This window comes from Achromobacter sp. ACM04, from assembly GCF_014851465.1.
GTDB lineage: Bacteria > Pseudomonadota > Gammaproteobacteria > Burkholderiales > Burkholderiaceae_B > Achromobacter > Achromobacter aegrifaciens.
This window is the reverse complement of sequence record NZ_JACUZS010000001.1, coordinates 728,434-751,118: the sequence shown is the minus strand read 5'-3', so window position 1 is coordinate 751,118 and position 22,685 is coordinate 728,434. Positions and strand designations below refer to the sequence as shown.

Genomic DNA, 22,685 nt, shown 5'->3' with positions numbered 1-22,685 from the left:
CGCTAGCGCACCGCGGCCAGGTCGAACTGGAACACCGCGCCCGATCCGGCGCGGTCCACAAGCCTGATCTCGCTGTGGTGCAGCTGCAGGATGCGCTGCACGATCACCAGCCCCAGCCCGCCGCCGTCGCCAGGGCCTCGATTCAAGGCGCTGGCCCGCGTGAATAGTCCCGCGCGCAGCGCCTGCGGAATGCCCTCGCCCGTGTCGCTGACCTGCACCTGCACCAGGTCATGCGCGCTGCCCAGCCGCAGTTCGATCAGGCCGCCGGGCGGGCTGTGGCGGATGGCGTTGTCCAGCAGGTTGGTCAGCACGCGTTCGATCAGCCCAAGGTCCGCGCGCACCGGCGGCAGTTCGCGCGGGATGTCGGTGGTCAGGCGTTGCTGGCGCGCCTCGGCCGCCAGCTCGAACTTCTGGATCACGTCCTGCACCAATTCCGGCAACGAAAAGGTCTCGGGTTCCAGCCGCACCAGCCCGGACTCCAGCCGCGCCAGTTCGAAGAGTTCCTGCGCCAGGCGGCCGACCTTGCGGCTCTGGGCCAGCGCAATGTCCAGGTAGCGGCGGCGCTCGTCCGGGTCCAGCGTCTGATCCTTCAACCTCAGGGTTTCCAGATAGCCATGCAGCGAGGTCAGCGGCGTGCGCAGATCGTGCGAGATGTTGGCGACCAGATCACGCCGCTGCTGGTCCTGCCGGGTGAGTTCGCGCCATTGGTCGGATATGCGCTTGCCCATCTGCACGAAGCTGCGCCGCAGCACCGCGATCTCGTCGCCATTGCGCTCCGAGGCGTCGCCCGGACGCTCCAGCGCGGCCAGGGCCTGCCCGTCGTCGCCGTCGAAGGCGCGCACCGCGCGCGTCAGCCCGCGCAGCGGCCGCGTGATCAAGGCGAACGCCGCCAGGCCAGCCACCAGGCCCAGCAGCGCGACCAGCGCGATCGACCACAAGGTCGTGCGCAGCACGGAGCTGCGCGACACGGCCATCGCCAGCGCGTCGTGCGCCTGCCCCTGCAACACCACGTAGACGTAGCCCTTGTCCTGCCCGCCCACGCGCACCGGCGCGGCGCTGAAGACTTTCTGCGCGTCCAGGCTGCGCGGGTCGTCGCCGGTGATGGGCAGCATCTCGCCGGCCAACAGGCGCTTGACCGGCCCCAGGTCGACACGCTCGCGCTTGATCTGGCCGGCGGGCGCGGCATCGCCCACGATGTCGCCGTCGTTGGACAGCAGGTAGACCTCGACCGCCGGATTCACCGCCATCAGCATGTCGAACAGCGAGCGCACCGCAGCGGGCTTCCAGCCGTTGGTGTCCATCAATTCGTTGGCGCCGGCGATATGCTGCGCCAGTCCGCTGGACAGGCGCTGGACCACCTCCTGCTCGTAGCGGGAATTGGCCGCGATCTGCAGCCAGGCCGAGGCGCCGCAGCTGGCGAGCAACAGCAACGCAAACACGGCGGACAGCCGTTGGGTAAGCGTGAACCGCTTCATGATGCGCCTCCCGCGCCGCCCGGCCCCGCGGCGAATTTATAGCCCTTGCCCCAGACCGTCAGAATGCGCTGCGGATCCGACGGGTCCGCTTCGATCTTCACCCGCAGCCGGTTGATGTGGGTATTGACCGTGTGTTCATAGCCTTCGTGCTGGTAGCCCCATACCTGGTTCAGCAGATCCATCCGCGAAAAAACCTTGTCCGGGTGCCGCGCGAAGAAATGCAGCAGATCGAACTCGCGCGGGGTCAGGTCCAGCCGGCGGCCGTCGACCTCGGCCGTGCGCGCCACCGGGTCGATGGCCACGCCGTGCAGGGCCAGACTGCCGGCGTCGATGCGCGCGTTGCGCTCAAGCGCGTCGCTGCGGCGCAGGAGCGCCCGCACCCGCGCCACCAGTTCCAGCATCGAGAACGGCTTGGCCAGGTAGTCGTCCGCGCCCAGTTCCAGGCCCAGGATACGGTGCACTTCGCTGGAGCGCGCGCTGGTGATGATGATGGGCGTATAGCGCGCCATGGCGCGGGCGCGCTTGCAGATTTCAAGGCCATCGATGCCGGGCAACATCAGGTCCAGCACCAGGGCGTCCCAGCCGCCTTCCTCCAGCCTGCGCATGCCTTCGTTGCCGTCGGCGGCATGCTCGACCGCGTAGCCTTCGTCCCGCAGATGCAGGCGCAGCAGTTCGGCGATGTGGGCGTCGTCTTCGACGATGAGTACGCGTCGGGGCGTGTCCATGGGCAGCAAACTCTAAAGGGGTTATGCGCCTATTGTCGCCAATCCGCGCCGCCGAGTTATCACAATTAATTTAAGTTTGCGTGAGGACTTCGGTATCGGCCCCGGGGAAGAATGGCTCCAACGACAACAAGCCCCCCCCGGAGTCCCGCCATGCTGGCCCCTCCCGCAAGCCACGACGTTCCGGCCCCGCCGGCCAATGTACCCATCCATCCCGGCTGGCTGCGCGCCATGCACTGGCTCAACGCCCTGGCCGTGGTGGTCATGGTAATGAGCGGCTGGCGCATCTACAACGCCTCGCCCTTGTTCGACTTCGTATTTCCACGGGAGATCACGCTGGGCGGCTGGCTGGGCGGCGCCCTGCAATGGCATTTCGCCGGCATGTGGCTGCTGTTCTTCAACGGCATCCTGTACCTGGCCATGAATCTGGTCACCGGCCGCCTCTGGCGCAAGTTCTTCCCCTTAAGCATCCGCGGCATTGCCGCCGACCTGGGCGCGGCGCTGCGCGGCAAGCTCGCCCACGCCGATCCGCGCCGCTACAACCAGGTGCAGCGGCTGGCTTATCTGTTCGTGATGCTCGACATCGCGGTGCTGGTGCTTTCCGGACTGGTGCTGTGGAAGTCGGTGCAGTTCGAACTGCTGCGCGAACTGATGGGCGGTTACGAGACCGCGCGCCGCGTGCACTTCATTGCCATGGCCTTGCTGACGGCGTTCGTGGCGGTCCACCTGGTGATGGTTGCATTGGTGCCGCGCAGCCTGATCGCCATGATCCGCGGCAAATAAGGAGCCATCCGTGAACAAGCACAAGCGCCCCTCCCTGCCCGGCCTGGACGGCCCGGCCATCCTCAAGGAAGCCGGCAGGATCCTGGAAAAGCGGGTCGAACAGCCCTCGCGCCGCGCCTTCCTGCGCAGCAGCCTGACCCTGGGCGGACTGGCCATGCTGTCGGGCTGCTCGCTGTCGGACGACGAAAGCGTGGAGAAAGCGCTGACCGCGGTTTCGCGCTTCAACGACCGGGTGCAGGGCTGGATCTTCGACCCCGACCAGCTGGCGCCGACCTATCCCGAATCGATGATCACGCGGCCCTTCCCCTTCAATGCCTACTACGGCATTGACGAGGTGCGGCATGTGGACGAGGAATCGTTCCGCCTGGAAGTCAGCGGACTGGTCGCAGACAAGCGCCGCTGGCGGCTGGAGGAACTGCGCGCCATGGCGCAGATCGACCAGGTGACGCGGCACATCTGCGTCGAAGGCTGGAGCGCCATCGGCAAATGGGGCGGCGTGCCGTTCTCCGCCTTCCTCAAGCGCGTGGGCGCGGACCTGAGCGCCAGGTACGTGGGCTTCAAGTGCGCCGACGACTACTACACCAGCATCGATATGCCCACCGCATTGCACCCCCAGACCATCCTGGCGCTGACCTATGACGGCCAGACGCTGCCACCAGAGTACGGCTTCCCCATGAAGCTGCGCATGCCTACCAAGCTTGGCTACAAGAACCCCAAGCACATACAGGCAATTTTCGTCACCAACACCTACCCGGGCGGTTACTGGGAGGACCAGGGCTACAACTGGTTCGGCGGCAGCTAGGTGGAATCTTTCACGCTTTCACTCTCCATAAAGGAACGCATCATGAAGAAAATCGCTACCACCGCCGCGCTGTCCCTGTGCCTGGCTTTCGGCGCCGCGGCGGTCCATGCCGCGGACAGCATGAGCAAGGACGCCATGGGCGGCGGCTCGATGGCCAAGGACGGAATGGCCAAGAGCGGGATGTCCAAGGATTCCATGTCCAAGGATTCCATGTCCAAGGACGGCATGTCGAAGGAAGGCATGTCCAAGGATTCGATGTCCAAGAACAGCATGTCGAAGGACTCGATGTCCAAGGATGGCATGTCAAAGGATGGCATGTCCAAGGATTCGATGTCCAAGGACGGCATGTCGAAAGGCGGCATGTCCAAGGATGGCATGAAGCAATAGCGCCCACCCGGCCCGCCCCTGATCCGGAGCATGTCATGAAACTAGACCGCAGGCATTTCCTGGGCCTGGGCAGCGCGGCGGCCATCGCCGCCGGCCTGGCCCCGGTCCTGGCGGCGCGCGGCGGCCCGGCCGCCGCCGCCCAGGCCTTCCCCTACACGCTAAGCGACGCGCAATGGCGCGAACGGCTCACGCGCGAACAATACGAAGTGCTGCGCCGCGAAGGCACCGAGCGTCCCTACTCCAGCCCGCTGGACAAGGAGTATCGCAAGGGCGCCTACGCCTGCGCCGGCTGCGCCCATCCGCTGTTCTCTTCTTCCACCAAGTTCGACAGCGGCACCGGCTGGCCCAGCTTCTGGCAGCCGCTGGACGGCGCCGTGGGCGAAACCAAGGACCGCAGCTTCGGCATGACGCGCGTCGCCGTGCATTGCGCCAATTGCGGCGGCCATCTGGGTCACGTCTTCGACGACGGCCCGCGTCCGACCGGGCTACGCTACTGCATGAATGGCGTGGCCCTGGCGTTCACCCCGCAGGCCTGAACTCCGGCCGCCCCATCCATCAGGAGACACCATGTCCGCCATCCACCTGCCCCGCAAACTTTGCGCCGCGCTGGCCGTCGCCTGCGGCCTGCTGGGCGCCGCCTCCGCCAGCGCCGCGGAAACCGCCTTCATCATTCCGCCCCCGGCCATGGACCAGCCCGCGGCCGCCGCACCGCAAAAAGCCGTCATCGCCGGCGGCTGCTTCTGGGGCGTGCAAGCCGTGTTCCAGCACGTCAAGGGGGTCAGCTCCGCCGTCTCCGGCTACGCCGGCGGCCAGGCGTCCACCGCCAATTACGATACCGTCAGCGGCGGACGCAGCGGCCACGCCGAAGCGGTCGAGATCACCTACGACCCCGCTCAGGTCAGCTACGGCCAGCTGCTGCAGATCTATTTCTCGGTGGCCCACGATCCCACCCAGCTCAACCGCCAGGGTCCGGACAGCGGTACCCAATACCGTTCAACGGTCTTTCCTGCGGACGACGGCCAGCGCAAGGTCGCCGAAGCCTACATCGCGCAGCTGAACAAGACAGGTGTGTACCCCAAGGCGCTTGCCACGACGATAGAACCGCTGAAAGCCTTCTATCCTGCCGAGGACTACCACCAGGACTATCTCGTGCGCCATCCGTACAGCATGTACATCATGGTCAACGACGTGCCCAAGGTCGAAAACCTGGCCAAGACGTTTCCGCAGCAGTATCGGGACAAGCCTGTGCTGGTGAACTGAAGACGATAAATGGAGCCGGCCGCGCTGAATAAAGTCGGCCGCGCTCTAAACCCTTGCGTAGCAACGAAGGCTCGCTTACGGAGCCTTTATCTCCTTCTTTTCCGCTTTCTCCTTTTTTTCTCCATCGTAATGGGACTTGATGGCGAGAAACATGCCCGTGCCCAACACCAGAAGCTTGAACGTACCGAAGACTACAGGGACCCAAAAATTCATCATTTCCTCAAAACGCTGCTTCAGCAGCTTCATTTACGACTCGCGGGCCAGGCAACGACAAACGAACTCAGCGCCGCCGAGCGCTATCAGCAGGTACCGCAAATAGGAACCGGAGATTTTTCCCCATGCCTTCCTCTGACGGTTGCTTAAAAATGGCAACGCAAAAAGAGGTTGGAAATGGGCAGAGCGAGCGCCATACGCCCTGCAAACAATCGGAGTTTACCGTCGAACTTCATGCAATTTGCTGCACCGGAAACTGCTACGTATACGCGACCGTATCAGTTCGGCCACGGCGGCTCATGCCTGTCCCGTACATCGCCATACGCAGTAGCGGCATGTAGTTTTCCCAGCAGATCACGGCACCCAGTTTTCCGCGGGGTGTATCGAACACGGGCATGGTGGAGCCGTCGCCATAGCCCCAGATCAACCGTTCCACGACGGTCGGCATCAATTTGCGTTGCTTGCTGCGCCAGCCGAGCCCAGCACCGGCGCATGCGGTTCGATGCCTTCGGGGTGTCATGCCTGCCCGCGGCCTGAGCTGGCCAAGGGCGCCCGCTATGCCTGAACCGCCCGTCTTGGACCGGAAGTACACTCGGCAGCAGACAGCCACCTGCACACAGGCCCACCCAGCACAACCGCGTACCCACATGTTCCAACTACGACAGCTGAAGATCTTCGTCGCGGCGATGGAAACGTTGAGCTTCACGAAAGCCGCCAAACAGGTGCATCTGTCGCAACCCAGCGTTACGGAACAGATACGGGCGCTGGAAGAGAGCGTCGGCCAGGCGCTCTTCATCCGCCAGAACAATCGCCTGCAACCCACCCCGGCCGCAGAGAGACTGGCCATTCGAGCACGCGAATTGCTTGCCCGGGCCGATGACGCCTTCCAAGAAGTTCGCGACAACGTCGACGATTCAGGAGGCACGATCCGGGTCGCCGCGCCGCAGACCTTGTGCACCAGTGTGCTGGTTCCGCAATTGTTGCGCTTTGCCGGCATGCACCCCGGAACGCAGGTTGCAGTTCAAGAAAAAAACTCCATGGCGACGGCTCAGGCGGTGCTCGATGGGACGGCCGACCTCGGTCTGGTGCACGGATGGCCGGCAAGCGACGCCAAGCTCCGGGCGCAAGCCATTGCGCGGGACATGCCGGTGGTCGTAATGCCCCCTGGGCATCCGCTATCCGAGGCTGTAGACATCAAGGCCGACGCGCTTGCCGCATTCCCGCTGGTCGTCACGATGGACGGCTGCCGATACCGGGAATACCTGGAGGCCGTGTTGCAGGAAGCCCCGGTGCAGCCGCGTATCCGCGGTGTCGCCGACAGCGTACCGGCCTTGATACAGATGGTGTCCGCGGGCCTCGGGGTATCGATCCTGCCGCGGATGGCCATGGATCCCGCAGCGACAACGGCTTGCGTCCGGTGGCGGCCGTTGTCGACCGCGGAAGCAGGTCTTCCCATCTGCCTGCTCACCCTGCACCGGACGCCTACGCGCCAGGTGGCCGCCTTCATCGAGATGATCCGCCTCGCGGCGACTGGCTCAGACCAGCCGATGGCCGCCATCGACATGAAGCACGGTGCCGGTGGTGTAGCCATTGCCGATCAGGAAGCCGATGGCATCGGCGATATCGCTGCCGGCGCCGACCCGGCCCACCGGTAGCCGCTCGGCCATCGATGCCAAAAGCGGTCCGCTGTCGGCGCCGGCTACGTCATTCCAGATGGGCGTATCCACCCAGCCCGGCGATACGGCATTGATCCGCAGCGGCGCAAGCTCGACCGCCATGGCGCGCACGACACCCTCCAACGCGGCATTGATCGCCGCCACGGCGATGCCCTTCGGCCGGGGCCGGTAGGCGGCAATGCCCGACGTCAGGGTGATGGAACCGTGCGCCGGCATGCGCGGGGCGCCATGTTTGGCCAGCAGGATGGGCGCGACGACCTTGGAGCGGATGGCTCGGTCCAGCGCGTCCAGCGAGAGTTGCGGCAGTAGCTCGTAGGCGCCGCGTATGTCGGCAGCCGTGCAGACCAGATGATCCACCGGGCCTGATTCTTCAAACAGCCGCTGCACTTGCGCTTCACTCGTCACATCCGCCTGGTGCAGGCGAGGCGCGCCAAACGCGCGCAACTGCTCGCGCGCCGCGTCGAGCTTGTCGCGGGACCTGCCCACGATCAGTACCTCGCAGTGCATGCCCAGCAATCGCTCGCTGACGGCCAACCCCATGCCCGAGCTACCGCCGACCACCACCACCCGTTGTCCTGCAAGACCATTGTCCATGCTCATTTCCTTGAAACACGTGTTTGGAGCAGGCGATGGTGGCGCTACGAAGTGCCGGGCGCCAGCAGGAATGTCCGATCGGGGTATCGGCTTGCCCGATGCGGGCGTGTCCAGGTTCCGGCGCTTTGCGTGAATGACGAAAACGGAAAAGCAATGCTGCATCCTGCGCCATCGGCCGCGGCGCGACGCTGGGCGGTATCATGCTGGCCAAGACCGGCGTTGCCGGCACCCAATTGTCGGCAGGCGGAATTGCCGCCATCGCGATGGCGTTCGCGCTGCGGCAACGGTTTCCGGCAACAGCCGGAAGCTGCGATGCCCGCCAATCGCGGGCCTGCCGGCAAACGAGTCCAGGAGAAGTACAGCAGTGAACGATACCCACATACCGGAAACGGAAACCCCCGAAGACCGCAAAGAACAGCTGCCCACGCTGTGGCGCGACGATGGCTGGACCGCCAGGATCATCAAGAACGAGGAAGACGACGGCTGGGCCGTGGAAATGACCATGGACGGCGAGGCCGAGCCGGCCCTGGTCGGTCCATGGACCATGGGCCGCGACAAGAAAAACCCCAAGCCGCTCGACTCCCCGGCCTTCATCACCCTGGTCAAGACCGCCCGGGAAGTCCTGCGCCGCCACGAGCAGCAATTGCACGCGACGCTACACAAAAGCGTGAAGATCGACGCCGCCGCCGGCCGCCTGACCGTCAAGCTGGATATCGTTCCCGACGAAGACGAGCCGTATGCCGTATTGAGCGCCTACGATGAATCCGGCGAACAACTGGCCCAGACCCATGTCGCGCCGACCTACAAGCTGAGCGTGCAGCGCGCCTCGGAGTGGGCCAGCGGCGGCTTCGGCAAGCACGGCTGACCTGAAACCCCGGCCTCGGCCGCGCCTTAGCGCCGCGCGCGGACCTGCCCCGGCGGCACGCCGAAGCGGCGCCGGAATGCGGTGGCGAAGTTGGCTGCGCTGCCGTAGCCGGCGATGCAAGCCGCTTGCGCGACGCTGATGCCATCGCGCTCCAGCGCCAACCGCGCGCGCGACAGCCTGCCCTCGCGCAGGTATTGCGCCACCGTGGTGCCCCACATGGCGCGAAAGTGCCGCTGCAGCGTGTTCACGCTGACGCACGCCCGCGCGGCAATTTCCGCCAGCGGCAAGGCATCGGCGCCGCCCTGGTCTATCCATTCCCGCAACGCGGCCATGCGGCGGCGGTCGCGCGGGCTGAGCGGCGCGGCCTCCTCGGTGGCCGTGCCGTGCGCATGCGCCAGCGCCTCGACCACGATGTCGAGCGCGCGCGACTTCTGGTACAGGCGCCACAAAGGCGGCGGCAGCACGGGCGGACGCAACATCTGCTGCGCGGCGGCCACGGCCTGGTCCGATGCCTTCCAGGTCTGCAACGCCAGATGGCGCTGCGCGAACGCGCGCAGCGCCAGTCCCTCTTCGCCGGGAAGATGCCGATCCAGCCATTGCGGCTGCAAGGTCAGCATCACCGTGCGCTCGATATGGCCACGGCATGACTCGCGCAGGAAGGCGTCCGGCCGCAGCGCGGAAAGCATCACCCCTTGCACGCTACCATCGGCGCCGGGTCCCAGGGTGAGCCTGTGTTCCCCCAGCGTCACGTTCACGCGGCCGCCGACCACCAGGGCCAGGTGCAGGCCTGGCCGCACCGCCGCCCGCATGCGCGCGCCTTGCAGATCGCGCGCGTCCAGCCGCCACAACACCATGCCCGGGTCCAGTTCGGCCAGGTCAGACCAGCCTTCCATGACGGTCTGCGCGCGCGCAGGGACCACAGGCGCCATCCCGTAATGGACGACCCGATGTGCTGATTCCGCAACGGCTACGCGCCGAAGCTCGTCCATGCCGGATTCCGGAGGATTGGCGATGCCGCAAAGCATTGTGGTGCCGGCGCAAAACCCGGCGTGCACTCCCGCTGACATAATTCTGAACGCTTCAAATAGAAATCGTTCTCAATTAAATCATGCACATCCGGCTTTGGGTTGAGCATCTGCGGCGGGCGTTGTGAAAACCCCACCCTGCCCGCCCGGTCCGCATGCTGCGTTGCCTGTGGAGTAGAACTTCGTGCTGTCCCTGTCCAACCAACGCCTGAACTACGCCGCAGCGGCGCTGTTCTGCGCGCTTCATACCGCCGGCGCCACCGCGCAGACGACCTCGACGCAGGATGATCACATCCAGCAGTTCCCCACCGTGCAGGTGCTCGGCACCGCCGAAGAGGAAGTGAAGGAAGCGCTGGGCGTCTCGGTGATCACGGCCGAGGAAATCGCCCGCCGTCCTCCCACCAACGACCTGTCCGACATCATCCGGCGCGAACCTGGGGTCAACCTGACCGGCAACAGCGCCAGCGGCTCACGCGGCAATAGCCGGCAGGTCGACATCCGCGGCATGGGGCCGGAAAACACCTTGATCTTGATCGACGGCAAGCCCGCCACCTCCCGCAACGCCATCCGCTATGGCTGGAGCGGAGACCGCGACACCCGCGGCGACACCAACTGGGTGCCCGCCGAGGAAGTCGAGCGCATCGAAGTATTGCGCGGCCCCGCCGCCGCGCGCTATGGCTCGGGCGCGATGGGCGGGGTGGTGAACATCATCACCAAGCGGCCCACGGACAAGCTCAGCGGTTCGCTGACCTACTATCTGAACCAGCCCGAGAACAGCGACGAAGGCAATACCAACCGGGTCGGCATTCGCCTGAGCGGCCCCATCAGCGACACCCTCAGCTTCCGGCTCTATGGCAACTACAACAAGACCAACCCCGACGCCCGCAACATCAACGCCGGCCGCTCGCTGCTCAACGGCGACGGCCAGGCGGAATCGGCCGGCCGCGAAGGCGTGATCAACCAGGACCTGAATACGGTCTTCTCCTGGCGTCCCGACAACCGCAACACGCTGGACCTGGAAGCCGCCTTCAGCCGCCAGGGCAACCTCTATGCCGGCGACACGATGCTGAACTCCACCACCAAGTTCACCGACAGCCTGTACGGCAAAGAAACCAACGTGCTCTACCGCGAGAGCCTGAGCCTGACGCATCGCGGCACCTGGGACTGGGGTACCTCGCGCGCCTCGATGGGCTATGACTACACCCGCAACGCGCGCCAGAACGAAGGCCTGGCCGGCAGCGGCGAAGGCAGCCCGATGGACCTGGGCTGGTCCACCTCGCGCTTGAAGAACCTGCGCGCGGCGGGCGAGGTCAACGTCCCGTTCAAGCTCGGCTTCGAGCAGGTCGCGACGGTAGGCGTGGAATGGCTGCGCGAATCCCTGGACGATCCCGCCAGCCTGCGCCAGACCTACACGGGCGGCGTCATCGGCGGCGTGGCGCCTGGCAACCGCGATCCCAAGACCACGCAGAACAGCTACGCGCTGTTCGTCGAGGACAATATCGAGGCCGGGGAACGCACCACCCTGACGCCGGGCGTACGCCTGGACCACAACGAGAAGTTCGGCAACAACTGGAGCCCCAGCCTGAATGCCGCCTACAAGGTCACAGAGGCCTTCAGGCTCAAGGGCGGCATCGCGCGGGCGTACAAGGCGCCGAACCTGTACCAGTCGAATCCGAACTACCTGATGTACAGCCGCGGCTTCGGCTGCCTGGCCTCGCAGGCCAATCAGAACGGCTGCTACCTGGTGGGCAATGAAAACCTGTCGCCCGAAACCAGCGTCAACAAGGAAATCGGCTTCGAGTACGACCCCGGCAGCTGGCGCATGAGCGCGGCCTACTTCCGCAACGACTACAAGAACAAGATCGTGGCCGGCACGGACATCGCCTATCGCCTGGCCAACGGCGCGCGCGTGCTGCAATGGAGCAACTCGGGCAAGGCCGTGGTCGAGGGGCTGGAAGGCAATCTCTTCATTCCGCTGGCGCCCAGCCTGGACTGGAACACCAACTTCACCTACATGATCCAGAGCGAAAGCAAGGACAATGGCCAGCCGCTGAGCATCATCCCGAAGTACACGATCAATTCCACGCTGGACTGGTTCGCCACCGAAAAGCTGTCGTTCCAGGCCAACCTGACCTACTACGGCAAGCAGGAAGCCCCGACCTTGAACCCGCGCCGCGGCGAAACCATCACGGGCCAGGGGTTGCAAAGCGTCAGCCCCTACGCCCTGGTCGGGTTGAGCACGGGCTACGAGCTCAACAAGAACCTGCGCTTGCGCGTCGGCGTCAGCAACCTGCTGGACAAGAAGCTCTACCGCGAAGGCAACGCGGGCGAAGCGGGCGCCGCCACCTACAACGAACCGGGCCGCGCCTACTACGCGACGGTCACCGCGTCGTTCTAAGGCGGGCAAGCCAGCCGCGCGGCCCGGTGGACAGGGCGCGCGGGGCTCGCCTGCGGCCTCAATGGCCGGTCGAATCCCCTTCCCGGCTGGCTTCGAACAGGAACCAGGTGCGCCGTTCGGTCTCGTCGATCCAGTTCTCGATCAGGCTGGAGCTGGCGATGTCGCGGTGCTCGTCGGTGATGTTGTGCGCTTCGCGCAGCGCCGCGGCCAGGACCTTGTTGTCCTCGCGCAGCTCGGCCAGCATATCCAGCGGCTGCACGTAGTCCGCATCGTTATCCGAGATGCGCTGCGAACGCGCAATGTGGCCAATGGAACGCAGCGTCGTGCCGCCGATCTTGCGGATGCGTTCGGCGATGGGATCCGTCATGGCGAACAGCTGGTCGCCCTGCTCGTCCAGCAGCAGGTGGTAGTCGCGGAAATGGGGGCCGCTGACGTGCCAATGAAAGTTCTTGGTCTTGAGATACAGCGCGAACACGTCGGCGAGTATCTGGTTCAGCGCGGCGGAAATATCCCTGGTGGCCGCCGACGCCAGGTCGGTCGGCGTCGCCAGCGGGCGCTTGCGCCGCTCTTTCAGGGCTTTGGTGGTCTTCTCATCCAGTTTCTTGGCCATGGGTCGCAACTCCTAGGAATGATGGTGAAAACACACGCGCGGCGCGAGGCTTGCTTGCGCCGCGACTTCGCTAGCGTAAATCCGCACGCGTTCTTTTGCCAATGTCCGGGATCAAGGCGCCCTCCCTTCTGAAATCCGATCCGGCTAGGAGTATGCTACGGCGCGTCAATTCAGCCGGATCCCTCCATCGCTATGCGCGGCAACCCCGACCCCAGGCAAGGCGCCATCGCCCTGCACGGGTTTTACTTCCTGTATTACGGCCTGCAGGGAGTCAGCATCCCCTTTCTGCCCCTGTGGTTCGCCAGCCGCGGACTGGATCCCGCCGTCATCGGCCTGATCGTCGCCACGTCCTTCCTGCCCAAGATCCTGTCCACGCCAGTGGTCGCCCACGTCGCCGACCAGACCGGCCGCGCCCATGCGCTGATTGCGGCGGCGCTGGCGGCGTCGCTGGCGCTGTTCGTCTGCTATCCGTTCAGCAGCGCGCCCGGCTGGCTGTTGGCCATCACGCTGCTGCTCAATGCGGTGTTCCCGGCGGTCCTGCCGCTGATGGACCGCATGGCCATCGCCAGCGGTCGGGGCCAGGGGAGTTCCTACACCGTCATGCGCGCCTGCGGCTCGCTGGGTTTTGCCGTGGTCACCCTGGCGGGCGGCTACCTGATCAAGACGTTCGACGCCGACTGGGTGATGTGGCTGTCCATCGTCCTCATCATCGCCTGCCTGGCCTGCGTGCGGCTGCTGCCTCGGGCGGCGCGCCCCGCTGCGGGCGAAGCGCTCGCGCCGGCGGTCCGCCTGCCCATGCTCGAAGTCCTGCGCGACCGCCCGCTGCTGATGTGCATCGCTGCGGCCTCGCTGGTCCAGGCCAGCAACGGCTTCCTCTATTCCTATTCCACGCTGTACTGGACCGCCAGCGGCCTGTCGACCGCGTTGATTTCCATGCTGTGGGTGGTAGGCGTTGCCAGCGAGGTCCTGTTCTTTTTCCTGGCGCCCCGCATCCTGGCCCGCACGGGCGCGCAATGGCTGATCCTGGCGTCCGCCGTCATGACCGCGATCCGCTGGGCCGGTCTGTCCGCCACCACCGATCCGGCGCTGATCGCGGGCCTGCAACTGCTGCAGTGCTTCACGCTGGCGGGCAATAACGCAGCGATCATGTGGTACATCACGCGCCACGTGCCCGCCGCCATCAAGACGTCGGCCATCGCGCTCTACGCGCTGCTGTCGGGAGGGGTCTTCATGTTCGCCAGCATCCAGCTGGGCGGCGCGTTGTACCGCAGCTATGCGCCGGGGGGATTTCTGGTGATGTCGCTGTGCGCGATCGGGGCGGTGCCTTTGGTGGTCTACGCCGAAAGGGTACGCAGAAAGTCGGTATAACCCGTCGCCGCCTGCGCCCAACGAAAAAAAGGCCTCGCAAGCGAGGCCTTTCCTGTCAGCAGCAACCGATCCGCTTCTTCCCGCCATAACGCGCGTCCTGGCGCTCGCGGAAGAATGCTTCGTAAGTCATCGGCTCCTGGTCAGGGTGCGTGCGCCGCATGTGCGCCACATACGTCTCGTAGTCCGGCACGCCGACCATCAGCCGGAGCGTCTGCCCCAGGTAGCGGCCGGCGGCGCCGGCCGCGGAACTCATGTTGGTGAACAGCATGCGTCGTCTCCCTGTTGCGCTCAGTCCGCGCCGGCGGCGGCCGGCAGCGTTTCGTACGGCATTTCGCGGGCGGTGGGCTTGTTCTCGTTGCGCGCGCGCTGCACCGAACGCAGGCCGAACACCACGATGCTCACGACCACGAAGATGAAGATCGCGCACAGGCCGGCGTTGATGTAGTCGTTGAAGACCACGCGCGACATTTCGCCCAGGGACTTGGCCGGAGCCAGGACCTTGCCTTCGGCGATGGCCGCGTTGTACTTGTCGGCATGGGCCAGGAAGCTCACGCGCGGGTCGGCGTGGAACAGCTTCTGCCAGCCGGCGGTCAGCGTGCATGCCAGCAGCCACAGGGTCGGCAGCACCGTGACCCAGGCGTAGCGGTCACGCTTCATCTTGAACAGCACCACGGTGCCCAGCGTCAGCGCAATCGCGGCCAGCATCTGGTTGGCGATGCCGAACAGCGGCCACAGCGTGTTGATGCCGCCCAGCGGATCGACCACGCCCTGATACAGGAAGTAGCCCCAGGCCGCCACGCACAGGCCGGTGGCAATCAGGTTGGCAGGCAGCGAGTCAGTGCGCTTGAGCGACGGGGCGAAGGTGCCCAGCAGGTCTTGCAGCATGAAACGGCCCGCACGGGTGCCGGCGTCGACAGCGGTCAGGATGAAGAGCGCTTCGAACAGGATGGCGAAGTGGTACCAGAAGGCCATCATGCCCGGGCCGCCGATGGCCTGGTGCAGGATGTGCGCCATGCCCACGGCCAGCGTCGGAGCGCCGCCGGCGCGCGAGATGATGGTGCTTTCGCCCACGTCCTTGGCGGTCTGGATCAGGTCCGCGGGCGTCACCACGAAGCCCCAGCTGGAGACCACCTGGGCCACCTGGTCGGGCGTGGTGCCGATCACGGCCGCCGGGCTGTTCATGGCGTAGTAGATGCCCGGCTCGATCACGCAAGCCGCCACCAGCGCCATGATGGCCACGAAGGATTCCATCAGCATGCCGCCGTAACCGATGTAGCGGGCCTGGGTTTCGTTCTCGATCAGCTTGGGCGTGGTGCCCGAGGAGATCAGGGCGTGGAAGCCCGACACCGCGCCGCAGGCGATGGTGATGAAGAGGAACGGGAACAGGTTGCCCGACCACACCGGACCGGTGCCGTCGACGAACTGGGTCAGCGCGGGCATCTTCAGCTCGGGCGCGACCACGACGATGCCGATGGCCAGGCCGACGATGGTGCCGATCTTCAGGAAGGTCGACAGGTAGTCGCGCGGGGCCAGCAGCAGCCACACCGGCAGCACCGAAGCGATGAAGCCGTAGATGATCAGGATCCAGGTCAGGCCCTTGCCGTCGAAGTCGAACATGGGGCCGATCACCGGGTGCGCGGCCACGTCCTGGCCGAAGGTGATGGCGGCCATCAGGCCGACGAAGCCGATAATGGACACTTCGCCGATCTTGCCCGGGCGGATGTAGCGCAGGTACACGCCCATGAACAGCGCAATGGGAATGGTCGCGGCCACCGTGAAGGTGCCCCAGGGCGAATGCGTCAGCGCCTTGACCACGATCAGCGCCAGCACGGCCAGGATGATGACCATGATCATGAAGGCGCCGAACAGCGCGATCACGCCCGGGATCTTGCCCAGCTCGGACTTGACCAGGTCACCCAGCGAACGGCCGTCGCGGCGGGTCGAGATGAAGAGGATTGTGAAGTCCTGCACGGCGCCGGCGAACACCACGCCGGCCAGGATCCACAGCATGCCCGGCAGATAGCCCATCTGCGCGGCCAGCACCGGGCCCACCAGGGGGCCAGCGCCAGCGATGGCGGCGAAGTGGTGGCCGAACAGCACGTGCTTGTTGGTGGGCACGTAGTCCAGGCCGTCGTTGTGCTTCCAGGCCGGCGTCATGCGCGTCGGATCCAGCTGGAACACGTTCTTGGCGATGAAGCGGCTGTAATAACGGTATGCGATCAAATACACGCATACGGCGGCGATCACCACCCATAGCGCATTGATGGTCTCCCCTCTGGCCAGCGCCACGGTGCCCAGCGCGAACGCGCCCAGTACCGCAACCGCCAGCCAGACCAGGTGCTGACCCAGTCCCTTACTGCTGGTTTGCATAAGTGCTCCTCTAGCCTCCCGCCATGCTTTTGGCGTGAAACGCTTTTATCGTCCCGCGGAAGGCAGACTCATTGTTGTGGGGTGGCGGACGCGCGCGCGTCCACGCAGCGCCGTGTCGACGCGGACGCTAGTATTTCGTTTTGACTACGCAGCAACAAGCGCGAAACTACGCAATTCCGCTACGTGTTACTACGCAATGCGCCGCAGCATGATTTGGCGAAAACCGTAAAATCACGGCTGAAATTTCCCGATCCTGACTGCGGCAAGCAAAATGCTGCGCCGCAATATTCGCGTTCGCGCTGATACAAATCCTTCATGAAGCTGCGCCTGAAAATCCTGCTGCTCGCCGCGGTGCCCTTGCTGGTGGCCGTCGCCGCCATCACGGTGGCCGTCTACGTGCAGGGCCTGCAGCTGGCGCAGCGCGAAAAGCAGGTCGTGGAAAACGCCTGGCTGGCCAGCAAGGAAGGCGAGCTGCGCCACTACGTCAACCTGGCCTACAGCGCCATCGCCCCCCTGCAGGCGGCGGCCGACGATGACGCCACCCGCCAGCGCGCGCTGGACCTGCTGGCGCAAATGGAATTCGGCCACGACGGCTACTTTTTCGTCTACGACCTGAAGGGCAGGAACCTGATGCACCCGCGCCAGCCGGAGCTGGTTGGGCAGGACCTTTGGGAACTGCGCGACACCAAGGGCCAGCCCGTCATCCAGAATCTGCTGACCGCCGCCCGGCGCGGCGGCCAGGACGGCGAAGCGGTGCACTACCTTTGGGAAAAGCCGTCCACCCACCAGACCGAGGAAAAGCTGGGCTACGTGGTGGTGCTGGAGCGCTGGGGCTGGATGCTGGGCACCGGCATCTACCTGGACGACGTGCAGCAGGCGCTGGAGCGCATCGACGCCGCCGCCCAGGCCAATATCCGCAGCATGTTCGCCTGGGTGGCCGGGATTGCCGCCGTGTCCATCCTGGGCGTGGCGGCCTGCGGCCTGGCCTTGAACATCAGCGACCACCGCCAGTCCGACGCCAAGCTGCGGCTGATGGCGCGCCAGCTGGTGCGTTCGCAGGAAGACGAGCGCGCACGGCTCTCGCGCGAGCTGCATGACGGCATCAGCCAGGTGCTGGTGTCGATCAAGCTGTCGCTGGAAGCGGCGCGGGAACGGCTGCGGCAGACGCTGCCGGACGAGCCACGCGTCCTCGCTCATATCGACACCCCCTTGGGCGGCGCGCTGGACCGATTGAATACCGCCGTGGGCGAAGTCCGCCGCATTTCGCACAACCTGCGGCCGACGCTGCTGGACGACCTGGGCCTGCCGGCCGCACTCGAACATCTGGGCCGGGAATTCGCCATTCCCAGCCAGGATGGCGCCCCGCCTCTGGCCGTGCGCCTGCACACCGCCGGGCAGCCGGTGAAGCTGCCCGAGGCCTATGCCACCGCCCTGTTCCGGGTCACCCAGGAAGCCCTGACCAACGTCATCCGCCACGCCGGCGCCACCCGCGCCGACATGACGCTGGCTTATTCGCCGCGCGACCTGCGCCTGACCATCGCCGACGACGGCCGCGGCTTCGACTATGCCGAGGTGCAACAGGATCCGCGCCGCGGCATCGGCCTGCGCAATATGCGCGAACGCATGAACGCGCTGTCCGGCACGCTGACTTTCCGCTCCACTTCCCACGGCACGGTGCTGCAGGCCTGGCTGCCGCTGCCCGCCGCCCCTCTCCCCGCGAGTTCCGACGCATGAACCACAAGCCCGACGCCATCCGGCTGCTGCTGATCGACGACCACCCGCTGGTGCGGGACGGGCTGCGGCTGCGCCTGGAAACCGTGCCGCAACTGCGGGTCGTGGGCGAAGCCGGCAACGCCGCCGCCGCCCAGGCCTTCCTGGCCGCCTGCCTGGCCGAGGACCCGCAAGGAGGCACCTTGCCGCACCTGGCGCTGATGGACCTGAACATGCCCGGCGTGGGCGGGCTGGAATTGACCGCCCTGCTGCACGAGCGCTACCCGCAGATCGCGGTGCTGGTGCTGTCCATGCACGACAACCCCGAATACATGGTGCAGGCGGTCAAGGCCGGTGCGCGCGGCTATCTGCTGAAGGACGAACCGGCGCATGAGATCGTCACCGCCATCGACGCGGTCATGGCAGGCCGCAGCTATTTCAGCGCTGCGGTCGCGGTGCGCCTGTCGCAGGCCACGGCGCCAGCCACCATGCTGACGCAGCGCGAACGCGACGTGCTGCGCCACATCGCCAGCGGCGAGGCCAACAAGCAGATCGCGCAGGCGCTGGGATTGTCGGTGCGCACGGTGGAGACCCATCGCCTGAACATCAAGCGCAAGCTGGGCATAGACGGCCAGGCCGAGCTGATCAAGTACGCGGTCGAGAACCGCGGGGTCTGACCCGGGCCTGGGCCTGGGCCTGAGCCCGGCCTGATCGTTTTCCCGCGCTGCGGTAGACTTGCAGCACTACGCTACACAGTAAAGCGCCGCAACCAGCGCCGCCCCCAGGAGTCCCCGATGTCATTGGAAAAGAACTACACCGCCATTCTTCAAGAACTAGGGGAAGATCCGTCCCGCGAAGGGCTGGCCGATACGCCCGCCCGCGCCGCCAAGGCCATGCGCCACCTGTGCCGCGGCTACGGCCAGAACCTGGACGAAATCGTCAATGGCGCGCTGTTCACCTCCGACACGCGCGAGATCGTGCTGGTCAAGAACATCGAGCTGTACTCGCTCTGTGAACACCACATGCTGCCCTTCATCGGCAAGGCGCACGTGGCCTACCTGCCCAACGGCAAGGTGCTGGGTCTGTCCAAGGTCGCCCGCATCGTCGAAATGTACGCGCGCCGCCTGCAGATCCAGGAAAACCTCAGCCGCCAGGTGGCCGAGGCCGTGCAGTCGGTGACCGGCGCGGCCGGCGTGGCCGTGGTGATCGAGGCCCAGCACATGTGCATGATGATGCGCGGCGTGGAAAAGCAGAACTCGTCCATGGTCACCTCGGTCATGCTGGGCGAATTCCACGACAATCCGTCGACCCGGGCCGAGTTCCTGAGCCTCATCCGCTAGGCCGATCCCCCTCTCCCCCTTTTGGCGCATATCGCGGGCCGCCTCGCCGGCCGCACCCCGCCGCGCCGGCCGCGCCAGGACTGGCGTTGCCGGCGCGGCGGGCGGGCCCGGGCCTTTTTGGCTCCTACTGATTAGGGCATCTGGCCCTAGCGTTCTGGCTCCATCCGGGCAAACTGGCTCCAGCATGCCGGTCGCGCCGGAGCGCGGCCGTTCCCTCCCGGAGATCTCCATGAACGCGATATTCCGCCTCATCCGCCGCTGCACCCTGGCCGGCCTGGCCGCCGCGCTGTTGGCCGCTCCCGCCTATGCCCAGACCAAGCTGGTGGTCGGCTACCAGTTGATCGTGGGGCCATTCCTGACGGCCATCGCCGACGGCAGTTTCGACAAGGCCTTGAAGGACGCCGGCTACCAGGTGGACTGGCGCCAGTTCACCTCCGGCGGCGACATTTCCACCGCGCTGGCTTCCGGCAACGTGCCAGTCGGTGTGCTGGGCTCCACCGGCATCACCGCGGCCGCCACCCGCGGCGTCGACATGGAGCTGTTCTGGATCCTGGACAACATCGGCAAATCCGAGGCGCTGGTGGCGCGCAACGGTTCCGGCATCAACAGCACGGCGGACCTGAAGGGCAAGCGCGTCGCCACGCCCTTCGTGTCCACCTCGCACTTCCATCTGCTGGTCGGGCTGGAACAGGTCTGGAAGATCAATCCGCGCGACGTGCGCATCCTGAACATGCAGCCGCCGCAGATCGTGGCCGCCTGGCAGCGCGGCGACATCGACGCGGCCTACGTCTGGCCGCCCGCCCTGACCGAGATCGCCAAGAGCGGCAAGATCATTGCCGACTCGGAACAGATCGGCAAAGCCAGCGTGCCAACCTTCGACGGCATCGTGGTCGATCGCGCCTGGGCCGCCAAGAATCCGAAGTTCATGGCCGCCTTCACCAGCGTTTTGGCCAAGTCCTATGCGGACTACCGCGCCAACAGCGCCAAGTGGACCGCCGATTCCCCGCAGGTCAAGAGCATCGTCAAGCTGATCGGCGGCAAGCCCGAGGACATGGTCGAAGCGCTCCAGCTGCTGGTCTTCCCGACCGTGCAGGAACAGGCCTCCAATGTCTGGCTGGGCGGCGGCAAGGAATCGGGCGCCGCGCGCGCCTTCGCGGCCAGCGCCCAATTCCTGAAGGACCAGAAGCAGATCGACCGCGCCCTGGCCGACTACAGCCCGCACGTCACCGACAAGTACGCCAAGGCGGCCGAGAAGTAAGGAGCGCTTGCGGCCAAGGCGGCCCGTCCGGCGCCGCCTGCCCAGCGCCACGCAGGGCTGCGCGCAGCCCGTCGCAACCAGGGGAGCCGGCATGACCATGCAGTCCTCGTCCGCCACGCATAGCCTGTGCGCGGAAAAAGTAAGCGTCACCTACCCCGGCCTGCACGAAAGCGGTCCGGTCATCGCGTTGCAGAACGTCAACCTGACCATCCAGCCTGGCGAGTTCGTCGTGGCGCTGGGCGCCTCGGGCTGCGGCAAGACCACCTTGCTCAGCCTGCTGGCCGGCTTCCTGTCGCCCACCGAGGGCGAGATCACGCTGGGCGGCCGGCCTATCGTGGGTCCCGGCGCCGACCGCGGCGTGGTGTTCCAGAAGCATGCCCTGCTGCCCTGGCTGAACGTGCTGGAGAACACCGAGTTCGGCCTGAAGCTGCAAGGCGTGGACAAGGAAACGCGCCGCGCCCGCGCCCGCCGCAATCTGGAGCTGGTGGGCCTGCAGGACTTCCACCGCCACATGATCTACCAGCTGTCCGGCGGCATGCAGCAGCGCGTGGGCATTGCGCGCGCGCTGACCTGCAACCCCGCCATGCTGCTGATGGACGAGCCCATGGCGGCGCTGGACGCGCTGACCCGCGAAACCATCCAGGAGCTGCTGCTGGACATCTGGCGGCAGACCAACAAGATGTTCTTCTTCATCACGCACAGCGTCGAAGAAGCGCTGTTTCTGGGTTCGCGGCTGATCGTCATGTCGCCCCGCCCGGGCCGCATCACGCATACCTTCACGCCGGACTTCAACCGGCGCTACCTGGAGACCCGCGATGGCCGCAGCATCAAATCCAGTCCCGACTTCATCGCCATGCGCGAACAAGTCCTCGGCATCATCTATGGCGACGAGCGAGCCTCCTCCCCCCAAGGCTTCCATGGCTAGCAGCCGCCCGGGACACAAGCCCGCCGCGCCGGGCAAGGTCTACGGCGCGCCGGGCGCGGGCTACAGCGGCCACATCAGCCTGATCACCAGCCTGGCGCTCATCGGGCTGTGGTTCCTGGTGACCAGCGCCGGCTGGGTGCGGCCATTGTTCCTGCCCTCGCCCCTGGCGGTGTACGACAAGTTCGTCTCGGCCATGACCGACGGCGTGGCCAACTCCACGCTGACCGAACATGCGCTGGCCAGCCTGTCGCGGGTGTTCGGGGCCTTCTTCCTGGCCTGCGTGACCGCCATTCCCGTCGGCATCCTGATGGGCGTGAACCGGTACGCGCGCGGCATCTTCGATCCGCCCATCGAGTTCTACCGCCCGCTGCCGCCGCTGGCCTATCTGCCGCTCATCATCATCTGGTTCGGCATCGGCGAATTCCCCAAGGTCCTGCTGATCTACCTGGCGATCTTCGCGCCCATGGCGATCGCGGCGCGCGCCGGTGTGCGCTCGGTGTCGATCGAACAGATCCACGCGGCCTACGCCATGGGCGGCACGCCTGCGCAGGTGGTCTGGCACGTGATCCTGAAGGCCGCCATGCCGGAGATCTTCACGGGCATGCGCATCGGCATCGGCGTGGGCTGGACCACGCTGGTGGCCGCCGAAATGGTGGCCGCCGACCGCGGCCTGGGCTTCATGGTGCTGAACGCCGCCCAGTTCCTGGCCAGCGACACCGTCATCATGGGCATCATCGTGATCGGCGTGTTCGCCTTCGCCTTCGACCTGCTGGTCCGTTATCTGGAGAAGTTCGCCATTCCATGGAAGGGACGGGTCTGAAACGCGCCCGGGCAATCCCTCATTTCGTCCCCCATCCGGCTCCTCTATCCTCAAGAGCGGCGCCTGCGCAGCGGCTACCGGCTG

Annotated in this window: 24 protein-coding genes and 1 pseudogene; 16 read left to right on the top strand and 9 right to left on the bottom strand. The window is 65.9% G+C overall.

Going from position 1 to position 22,685, the window contains the following annotated elements; translation table 11 throughout:
• Positions 1–2: 2 nt before the first annotated feature.
• Both IB259_RS03640 and IB259_RS03635 read right to left on the bottom strand, forming a co-directional pair.
• A complete protein-coding gene (locus IB259_RS03640) occupies positions 3–1,475 on the bottom strand; it encodes a HAMP domain-containing sensor histidine kinase (protein ID WP_192327536.1) in 1,473 nt (490 codons plus the stop codon).
• Positions 1,472–2,200, bottom strand: coding sequence for a response regulator transcription factor (locus tag IB259_RS03635; RefSeq protein ID WP_054456812.1), 729 nt, complete (start codon positions 2,198–2,200; stop codon positions 1,472–1,474). Before IB259_RS03635 ends, IB259_RS03640 begins: the two co-directional genes overlap by 4 nt.
• Positions 2,201–2,350: 150 nt before the next feature.
• Here IB259_RS03635 and IB259_RS03630 point away from each other — a divergent pair, with 150 nt between their 5' ends.
• The 5 genes from IB259_RS03630 to msrA are packed head-to-tail and all read left to right on the top strand — an operon-like array spanning position 2,351 to position 5,429.
• Positions 2,351–2,980 (top strand): cytochrome b/b6 domain-containing protein, encoded by a 630-nt coding sequence (locus IB259_RS03630; RefSeq protein ID WP_119451120.1) that lies wholly within the window; start codon positions 2,351–2,353, stop codon positions 2,978–2,980.
• Positions 2,981–2,990: 10 nt separating this feature from the next.
• On the top strand, positions 2,991–3,782 hold the full coding sequence (locus tag IB259_RS03625) for a molybdopterin-binding protein (RefSeq protein WP_119451119.1): 792 nt from the start codon (positions 2,991–2,993) through the stop codon (positions 3,780–3,782).
• Between the two features lie 42 nt (positions 3,783–3,824).
• Positions 3,825–4,169, top strand: coding sequence for a pentapeptide MXKDX repeat protein (locus tag IB259_RS03620; protein ID WP_192327533.1), 345 nt, complete (start codon positions 3,825–3,827; stop codon positions 4,167–4,169).
• A 35-nt stretch (positions 4,170–4,204) separates the two neighbouring features.
• A complete protein-coding gene (msrB, locus tag IB259_RS03615; protein ID WP_119451117.1) occupies positions 4,205–4,705 on the top strand; it encodes a peptide-methionine (R)-S-oxide reductase MsrB in 501 nt (166 codons plus the stop codon).
• A gap of 31 nt (positions 4,706–4,736) precedes the next feature.
• The gene (msrA, locus tag IB259_RS03610; protein ID WP_175163738.1) at positions 4,737–5,429 is read left to right on the top strand and encodes a peptide-methionine (S)-S-oxide reductase MsrA; all 693 of its coding nucleotides are present in this window, start codon (positions 4,737–4,739) and stop codon (positions 5,427–5,429) included.
• A gap of 75 nt (positions 5,430–5,504) precedes the next feature.
• On the opposite strand, the gene IB259_RS03605 is transcribed toward msrA, so the two are convergent.
• The gene (locus IB259_RS03605) at positions 5,505–5,675 is read right to left on the bottom strand and encodes a hypothetical protein (protein ID WP_175163740.1); all 171 of its coding nucleotides are present in this window, start codon (positions 5,673–5,675) and stop codon (positions 5,505–5,507) included.
• Between the two features lie 265 nt (positions 5,676–5,940).
• A pseudogene (locus IB259_RS03600) lies at positions 5,941–6,105 on the bottom strand (nitrilase-related carbon-nitrogen hydrolase); the annotation flags it as partial.
• Positions 6,106–6,289: 184 nt separating this feature from the next.
• Here IB259_RS03600 and IB259_RS03595 point away from each other — a divergent pair.
• Complete coding sequence (locus IB259_RS03595) at positions 6,290–7,297, top strand: LysR family transcriptional regulator (protein ID WP_192327530.1); 1,008 nt, start codon at positions 6,290–6,292, stop codon at positions 7,295–7,297.
• On the opposite strand, the gene IB259_RS03590 is transcribed toward IB259_RS03595, so the two are convergent.
• Positions 7,178–7,912: an SDR family oxidoreductase gene (locus IB259_RS03590; protein ID WP_175163744.1), complete on the bottom strand. Its 735-nt coding sequence runs from the start codon at positions 7,910–7,912 to the stop codon at positions 7,178–7,180. The genes IB259_RS03595 and IB259_RS03590 overlap by 120 nt on opposite strands.
• 200 nt (positions 7,913–8,112) lie before the next feature.
• On the opposite strand from IB259_RS03590, the gene IB259_RS03585 reads away from it, so the two are divergent.
• Positions 8,113–8,280: a hypothetical protein gene (locus IB259_RS03585; protein ID WP_156337416.1), complete on the top strand. Its 168-nt coding sequence runs from the start codon at positions 8,113–8,115 to the stop codon at positions 8,278–8,280.
• The gene (locus tag IB259_RS03580; protein ID WP_054456804.1) at positions 8,277–8,777 is read left to right on the top strand and encodes a hypothetical protein; all 501 of its coding nucleotides are present in this window, start codon (positions 8,277–8,279) and stop codon (positions 8,775–8,777) included. The genes IB259_RS03585 and IB259_RS03580 overlap by 4 nt, the downstream gene beginning before the upstream one ends.
• Before the next feature lie 26 nt (positions 8,778–8,803).
• Here the strand turns inward: IB259_RS03580 and IB259_RS03575 are convergent, their stop codons facing one another.
• Positions 8,804–9,670, bottom strand: a complete 867-nt coding sequence (locus IB259_RS03575; protein WP_175180830.1) for an AraC family transcriptional regulator — start codon at positions 9,668–9,670, stop codon at positions 8,804–8,806.
• 325 nt (positions 9,671–9,995) lie between these two features.
• On the opposite strand from IB259_RS03575, the gene IB259_RS03570 reads away from it, so the two are divergent.
• Complete coding sequence (locus IB259_RS03570; RefSeq protein WP_119451187.1) at positions 9,996–12,200, top strand: TonB-dependent siderophore receptor; 2,205 nt, start codon at positions 9,996–9,998, stop codon at positions 12,198–12,200.
• Positions 12,201–12,258: 58 nt separating this feature from the next.
• Here IB259_RS03570 and IB259_RS03565 read toward each other — a convergent pair whose 3' ends face one another.
• Entirely contained in the window at positions 12,259–12,810 is a 552-nt protein-coding gene (locus IB259_RS03565) for a Dps family protein (protein WP_013393536.1), read from the bottom strand.
• Positions 12,811–13,002: 192 nt separating this feature from the next.
• Between IB259_RS03565 and IB259_RS03560 the strand changes: the two genes are divergently transcribed.
• Positions 13,003–14,178 carry an MFS transporter gene (locus tag IB259_RS03560; RefSeq protein WP_054456803.1) on the top strand — a complete coding sequence of 392 codons (1,176 nt, stop codon included), beginning with the start codon at positions 13,003–13,005 and terminating at the stop codon, positions 14,176–14,178.
• 55 nt (positions 14,179–14,233) lie between these two features.
• On the opposite strand, the gene IB259_RS03555 is transcribed toward IB259_RS03560, so the two are convergent.
• Positions 14,234–14,446, bottom strand: coding sequence for a YbdD/YjiX family protein (locus IB259_RS03555; RefSeq protein ID WP_013393534.1), 213 nt, complete (start codon positions 14,444–14,446; stop codon positions 14,234–14,236).
• 20 nt (positions 14,447–14,466) lie between these two features.
• On the bottom strand, positions 14,467–16,548 hold the full coding sequence (locus tag IB259_RS03550) for a carbon starvation CstA family protein (protein WP_054456802.1): 2,082 nt from the start codon (positions 16,546–16,548) through the stop codon (positions 14,467–14,469).
• A 315-nt stretch (positions 16,549–16,863) separates the two neighbouring features.
• On the opposite strand from IB259_RS03550, the gene IB259_RS03545 reads away from it, so the two are divergent.
• The 6 genes from IB259_RS03545 (at position 16,864) to IB259_RS03520 (ending at position 22,601) form a co-directional block, all read left to right on the top strand.
• The gene (locus IB259_RS03545) at positions 16,864–18,282 is read left to right on the top strand and encodes a cache domain-containing protein (protein WP_054456801.1); all 1,419 of its coding nucleotides are present in this window, start codon (positions 16,864–16,866) and stop codon (positions 18,280–18,282) included.
• Positions 18,279–18,935 (top strand): response regulator transcription factor, encoded by a 657-nt coding sequence (locus tag IB259_RS03540; RefSeq protein WP_054456800.1) that lies wholly within the window; start codon positions 18,279–18,281, stop codon positions 18,933–18,935. The genes IB259_RS03545 and IB259_RS03540 overlap by 4 nt, the downstream gene beginning before the upstream one ends.
• 117 nt (positions 18,936–19,052) lie before the next feature.
• The gene (gene folE, locus IB259_RS03535; protein WP_119451110.1) at positions 19,053–19,598 is read left to right on the top strand and encodes a GTP cyclohydrolase I FolE; all 546 of its coding nucleotides are present in this window, start codon (positions 19,053–19,055) and stop codon (positions 19,596–19,598) included.
• A gap of 229 nt (positions 19,599–19,827) precedes the next feature.
• Positions 19,828–20,856, top strand: a complete 1,029-nt coding sequence (gene tauA / locus IB259_RS03530; RefSeq protein ID WP_119451109.1) for a taurine ABC transporter substrate-binding protein — start codon at positions 19,828–19,830, stop codon at positions 20,854–20,856.
• 91 nt (positions 20,857–20,947) lie between these two features.
• Entirely contained in the window at positions 20,948–21,781 is an 834-nt protein-coding gene (locus IB259_RS03525; RefSeq protein WP_054456797.1) for a taurine ABC transporter ATP-binding protein, read from the top strand.
• Complete coding sequence (locus IB259_RS03520; RefSeq protein WP_054456796.1) at positions 21,774–22,601, top strand: ABC transporter permease subunit; 828 nt, start codon at positions 21,774–21,776, stop codon at positions 22,599–22,601. Before IB259_RS03525 ends, IB259_RS03520 begins: the two co-directional genes overlap by 8 nt.
• The last annotated feature ends 84 nt before the right edge of the window (positions 22,602–22,685 follow it).

Excerpts from the sequence above, each read along its gene's own strand:
- IB259_RS03520 (WP_054456796.1), top strand. The coding sequence starts at position 21,774 with ATGGCTAGCAGCCGCCCGGGACACAAGCCCGCCGCGCCGGGCAAGGTC.
- IB259_RS03620 (WP_192327533.1), top strand. The coding sequence starts at position 3,825 with ATGAAGAAAATCGCTACCACCGCCGCGCTGTCCCTGTGCCTGGCTTTC.
- IB259_RS03605 (WP_175163740.1), bottom strand. The coding sequence starts at position 5,675 with ATGAAGCTGCTGAAGCAGCGTTTTGAGGAAATGATGAATTTTTGGGTC.
- msrB (WP_119451117.1), top strand. The coding sequence starts at position 4,205 with ATGAAACTAGACCGCAGGCATTTCCTGGGCCTGGGCAGCGCGGCGGCC.
- IB259_RS03565 (WP_013393536.1), bottom strand. The coding sequence starts at position 12,810 with ATGGCCAAGAAACTGGATGAGAAGACCACCAAAGCCCTGAAAGAGCGG.
- tauA (WP_119451109.1), top strand. The coding sequence starts at position 19,828 with ATGAACGCGATATTCCGCCTCATCCGCCGCTGCACCCTGGCCGGCCTG.
- IB259_RS03575 (WP_175180830.1), bottom strand. The coding sequence starts at position 9,670 with ATGGAAGGCTGGTCTGACCTGGCCGAACTGGACCCGGGCATGGTGTTG.
- IB259_RS03540 (WP_054456800.1), top strand. The coding sequence starts at position 18,279 with ATGAACCACAAGCCCGACGCCATCCGGCTGCTGCTGATCGACGACCAC.
- IB259_RS03555 (WP_013393534.1), bottom strand. The coding sequence starts at position 14,446 with ATGCTGTTCACCAACATGAGTTCCGCGGCCGGCGCCGCCGGCCGCTAC.
- IB259_RS03560 (WP_054456803.1), top strand. The coding sequence starts at position 13,003 with ATGCGCGGCAACCCCGACCCCAGGCAAGGCGCCATCGCCCTGCACGGG.
- IB259_RS03640 (WP_192327536.1), bottom strand. The coding sequence starts at position 1,475 with ATGAAGCGGTTCACGCTTACCCAACGGCTGTCCGCCGTGTTTGCGTTG.
- folE (WP_119451110.1), top strand. The coding sequence starts at position 19,053 with ATGTCATTGGAAAAGAACTACACCGCCATTCTTCAAGAACTAGGGGAA.
- IB259_RS03590 (WP_175163744.1), bottom strand. The coding sequence starts at position 7,912 with ATGGACAATGGTCTTGCAGGACAACGGGTGGTGGTGGTCGGCGGTAGC.
- IB259_RS03630 (WP_119451120.1), top strand. The coding sequence starts at position 2,351 with ATGCTGGCCCCTCCCGCAAGCCACGACGTTCCGGCCCCGCCGGCCAAT.
- msrA (WP_175163738.1), top strand. The coding sequence starts at position 4,737 with ATGTCCGCCATCCACCTGCCCCGCAAACTTTGCGCCGCGCTGGCCGTC.
- IB259_RS03585 (WP_156337416.1), top strand. The coding sequence starts at position 8,113 with ATGCTGGCCAAGACCGGCGTTGCCGGCACCCAATTGTCGGCAGGCGGA.
- IB259_RS03595 (WP_192327530.1), top strand. The coding sequence starts at position 6,290 with ATGTTCCAACTACGACAGCTGAAGATCTTCGTCGCGGCGATGGAAACG.
- IB259_RS03635 (WP_054456812.1), bottom strand. The coding sequence starts at position 2,200 with ATGGACACGCCCCGACGCGTACTCATCGTCGAAGACGACGCCCACATC.
- IB259_RS03545 (WP_054456801.1), top strand. The coding sequence starts at position 16,864 with ATGAAGCTGCGCCTGAAAATCCTGCTGCTCGCCGCGGTGCCCTTGCTG.
- IB259_RS03525 (WP_054456797.1), top strand. The coding sequence starts at position 20,948 with ATGACCATGCAGTCCTCGTCCGCCACGCATAGCCTGTGCGCGGAAAAA.
- IB259_RS03550 (WP_054456802.1), bottom strand. The coding sequence starts at position 16,548 with ATGCAAACCAGCAGTAAGGGACTGGGTCAGCACCTGGTCTGGCTGGCG.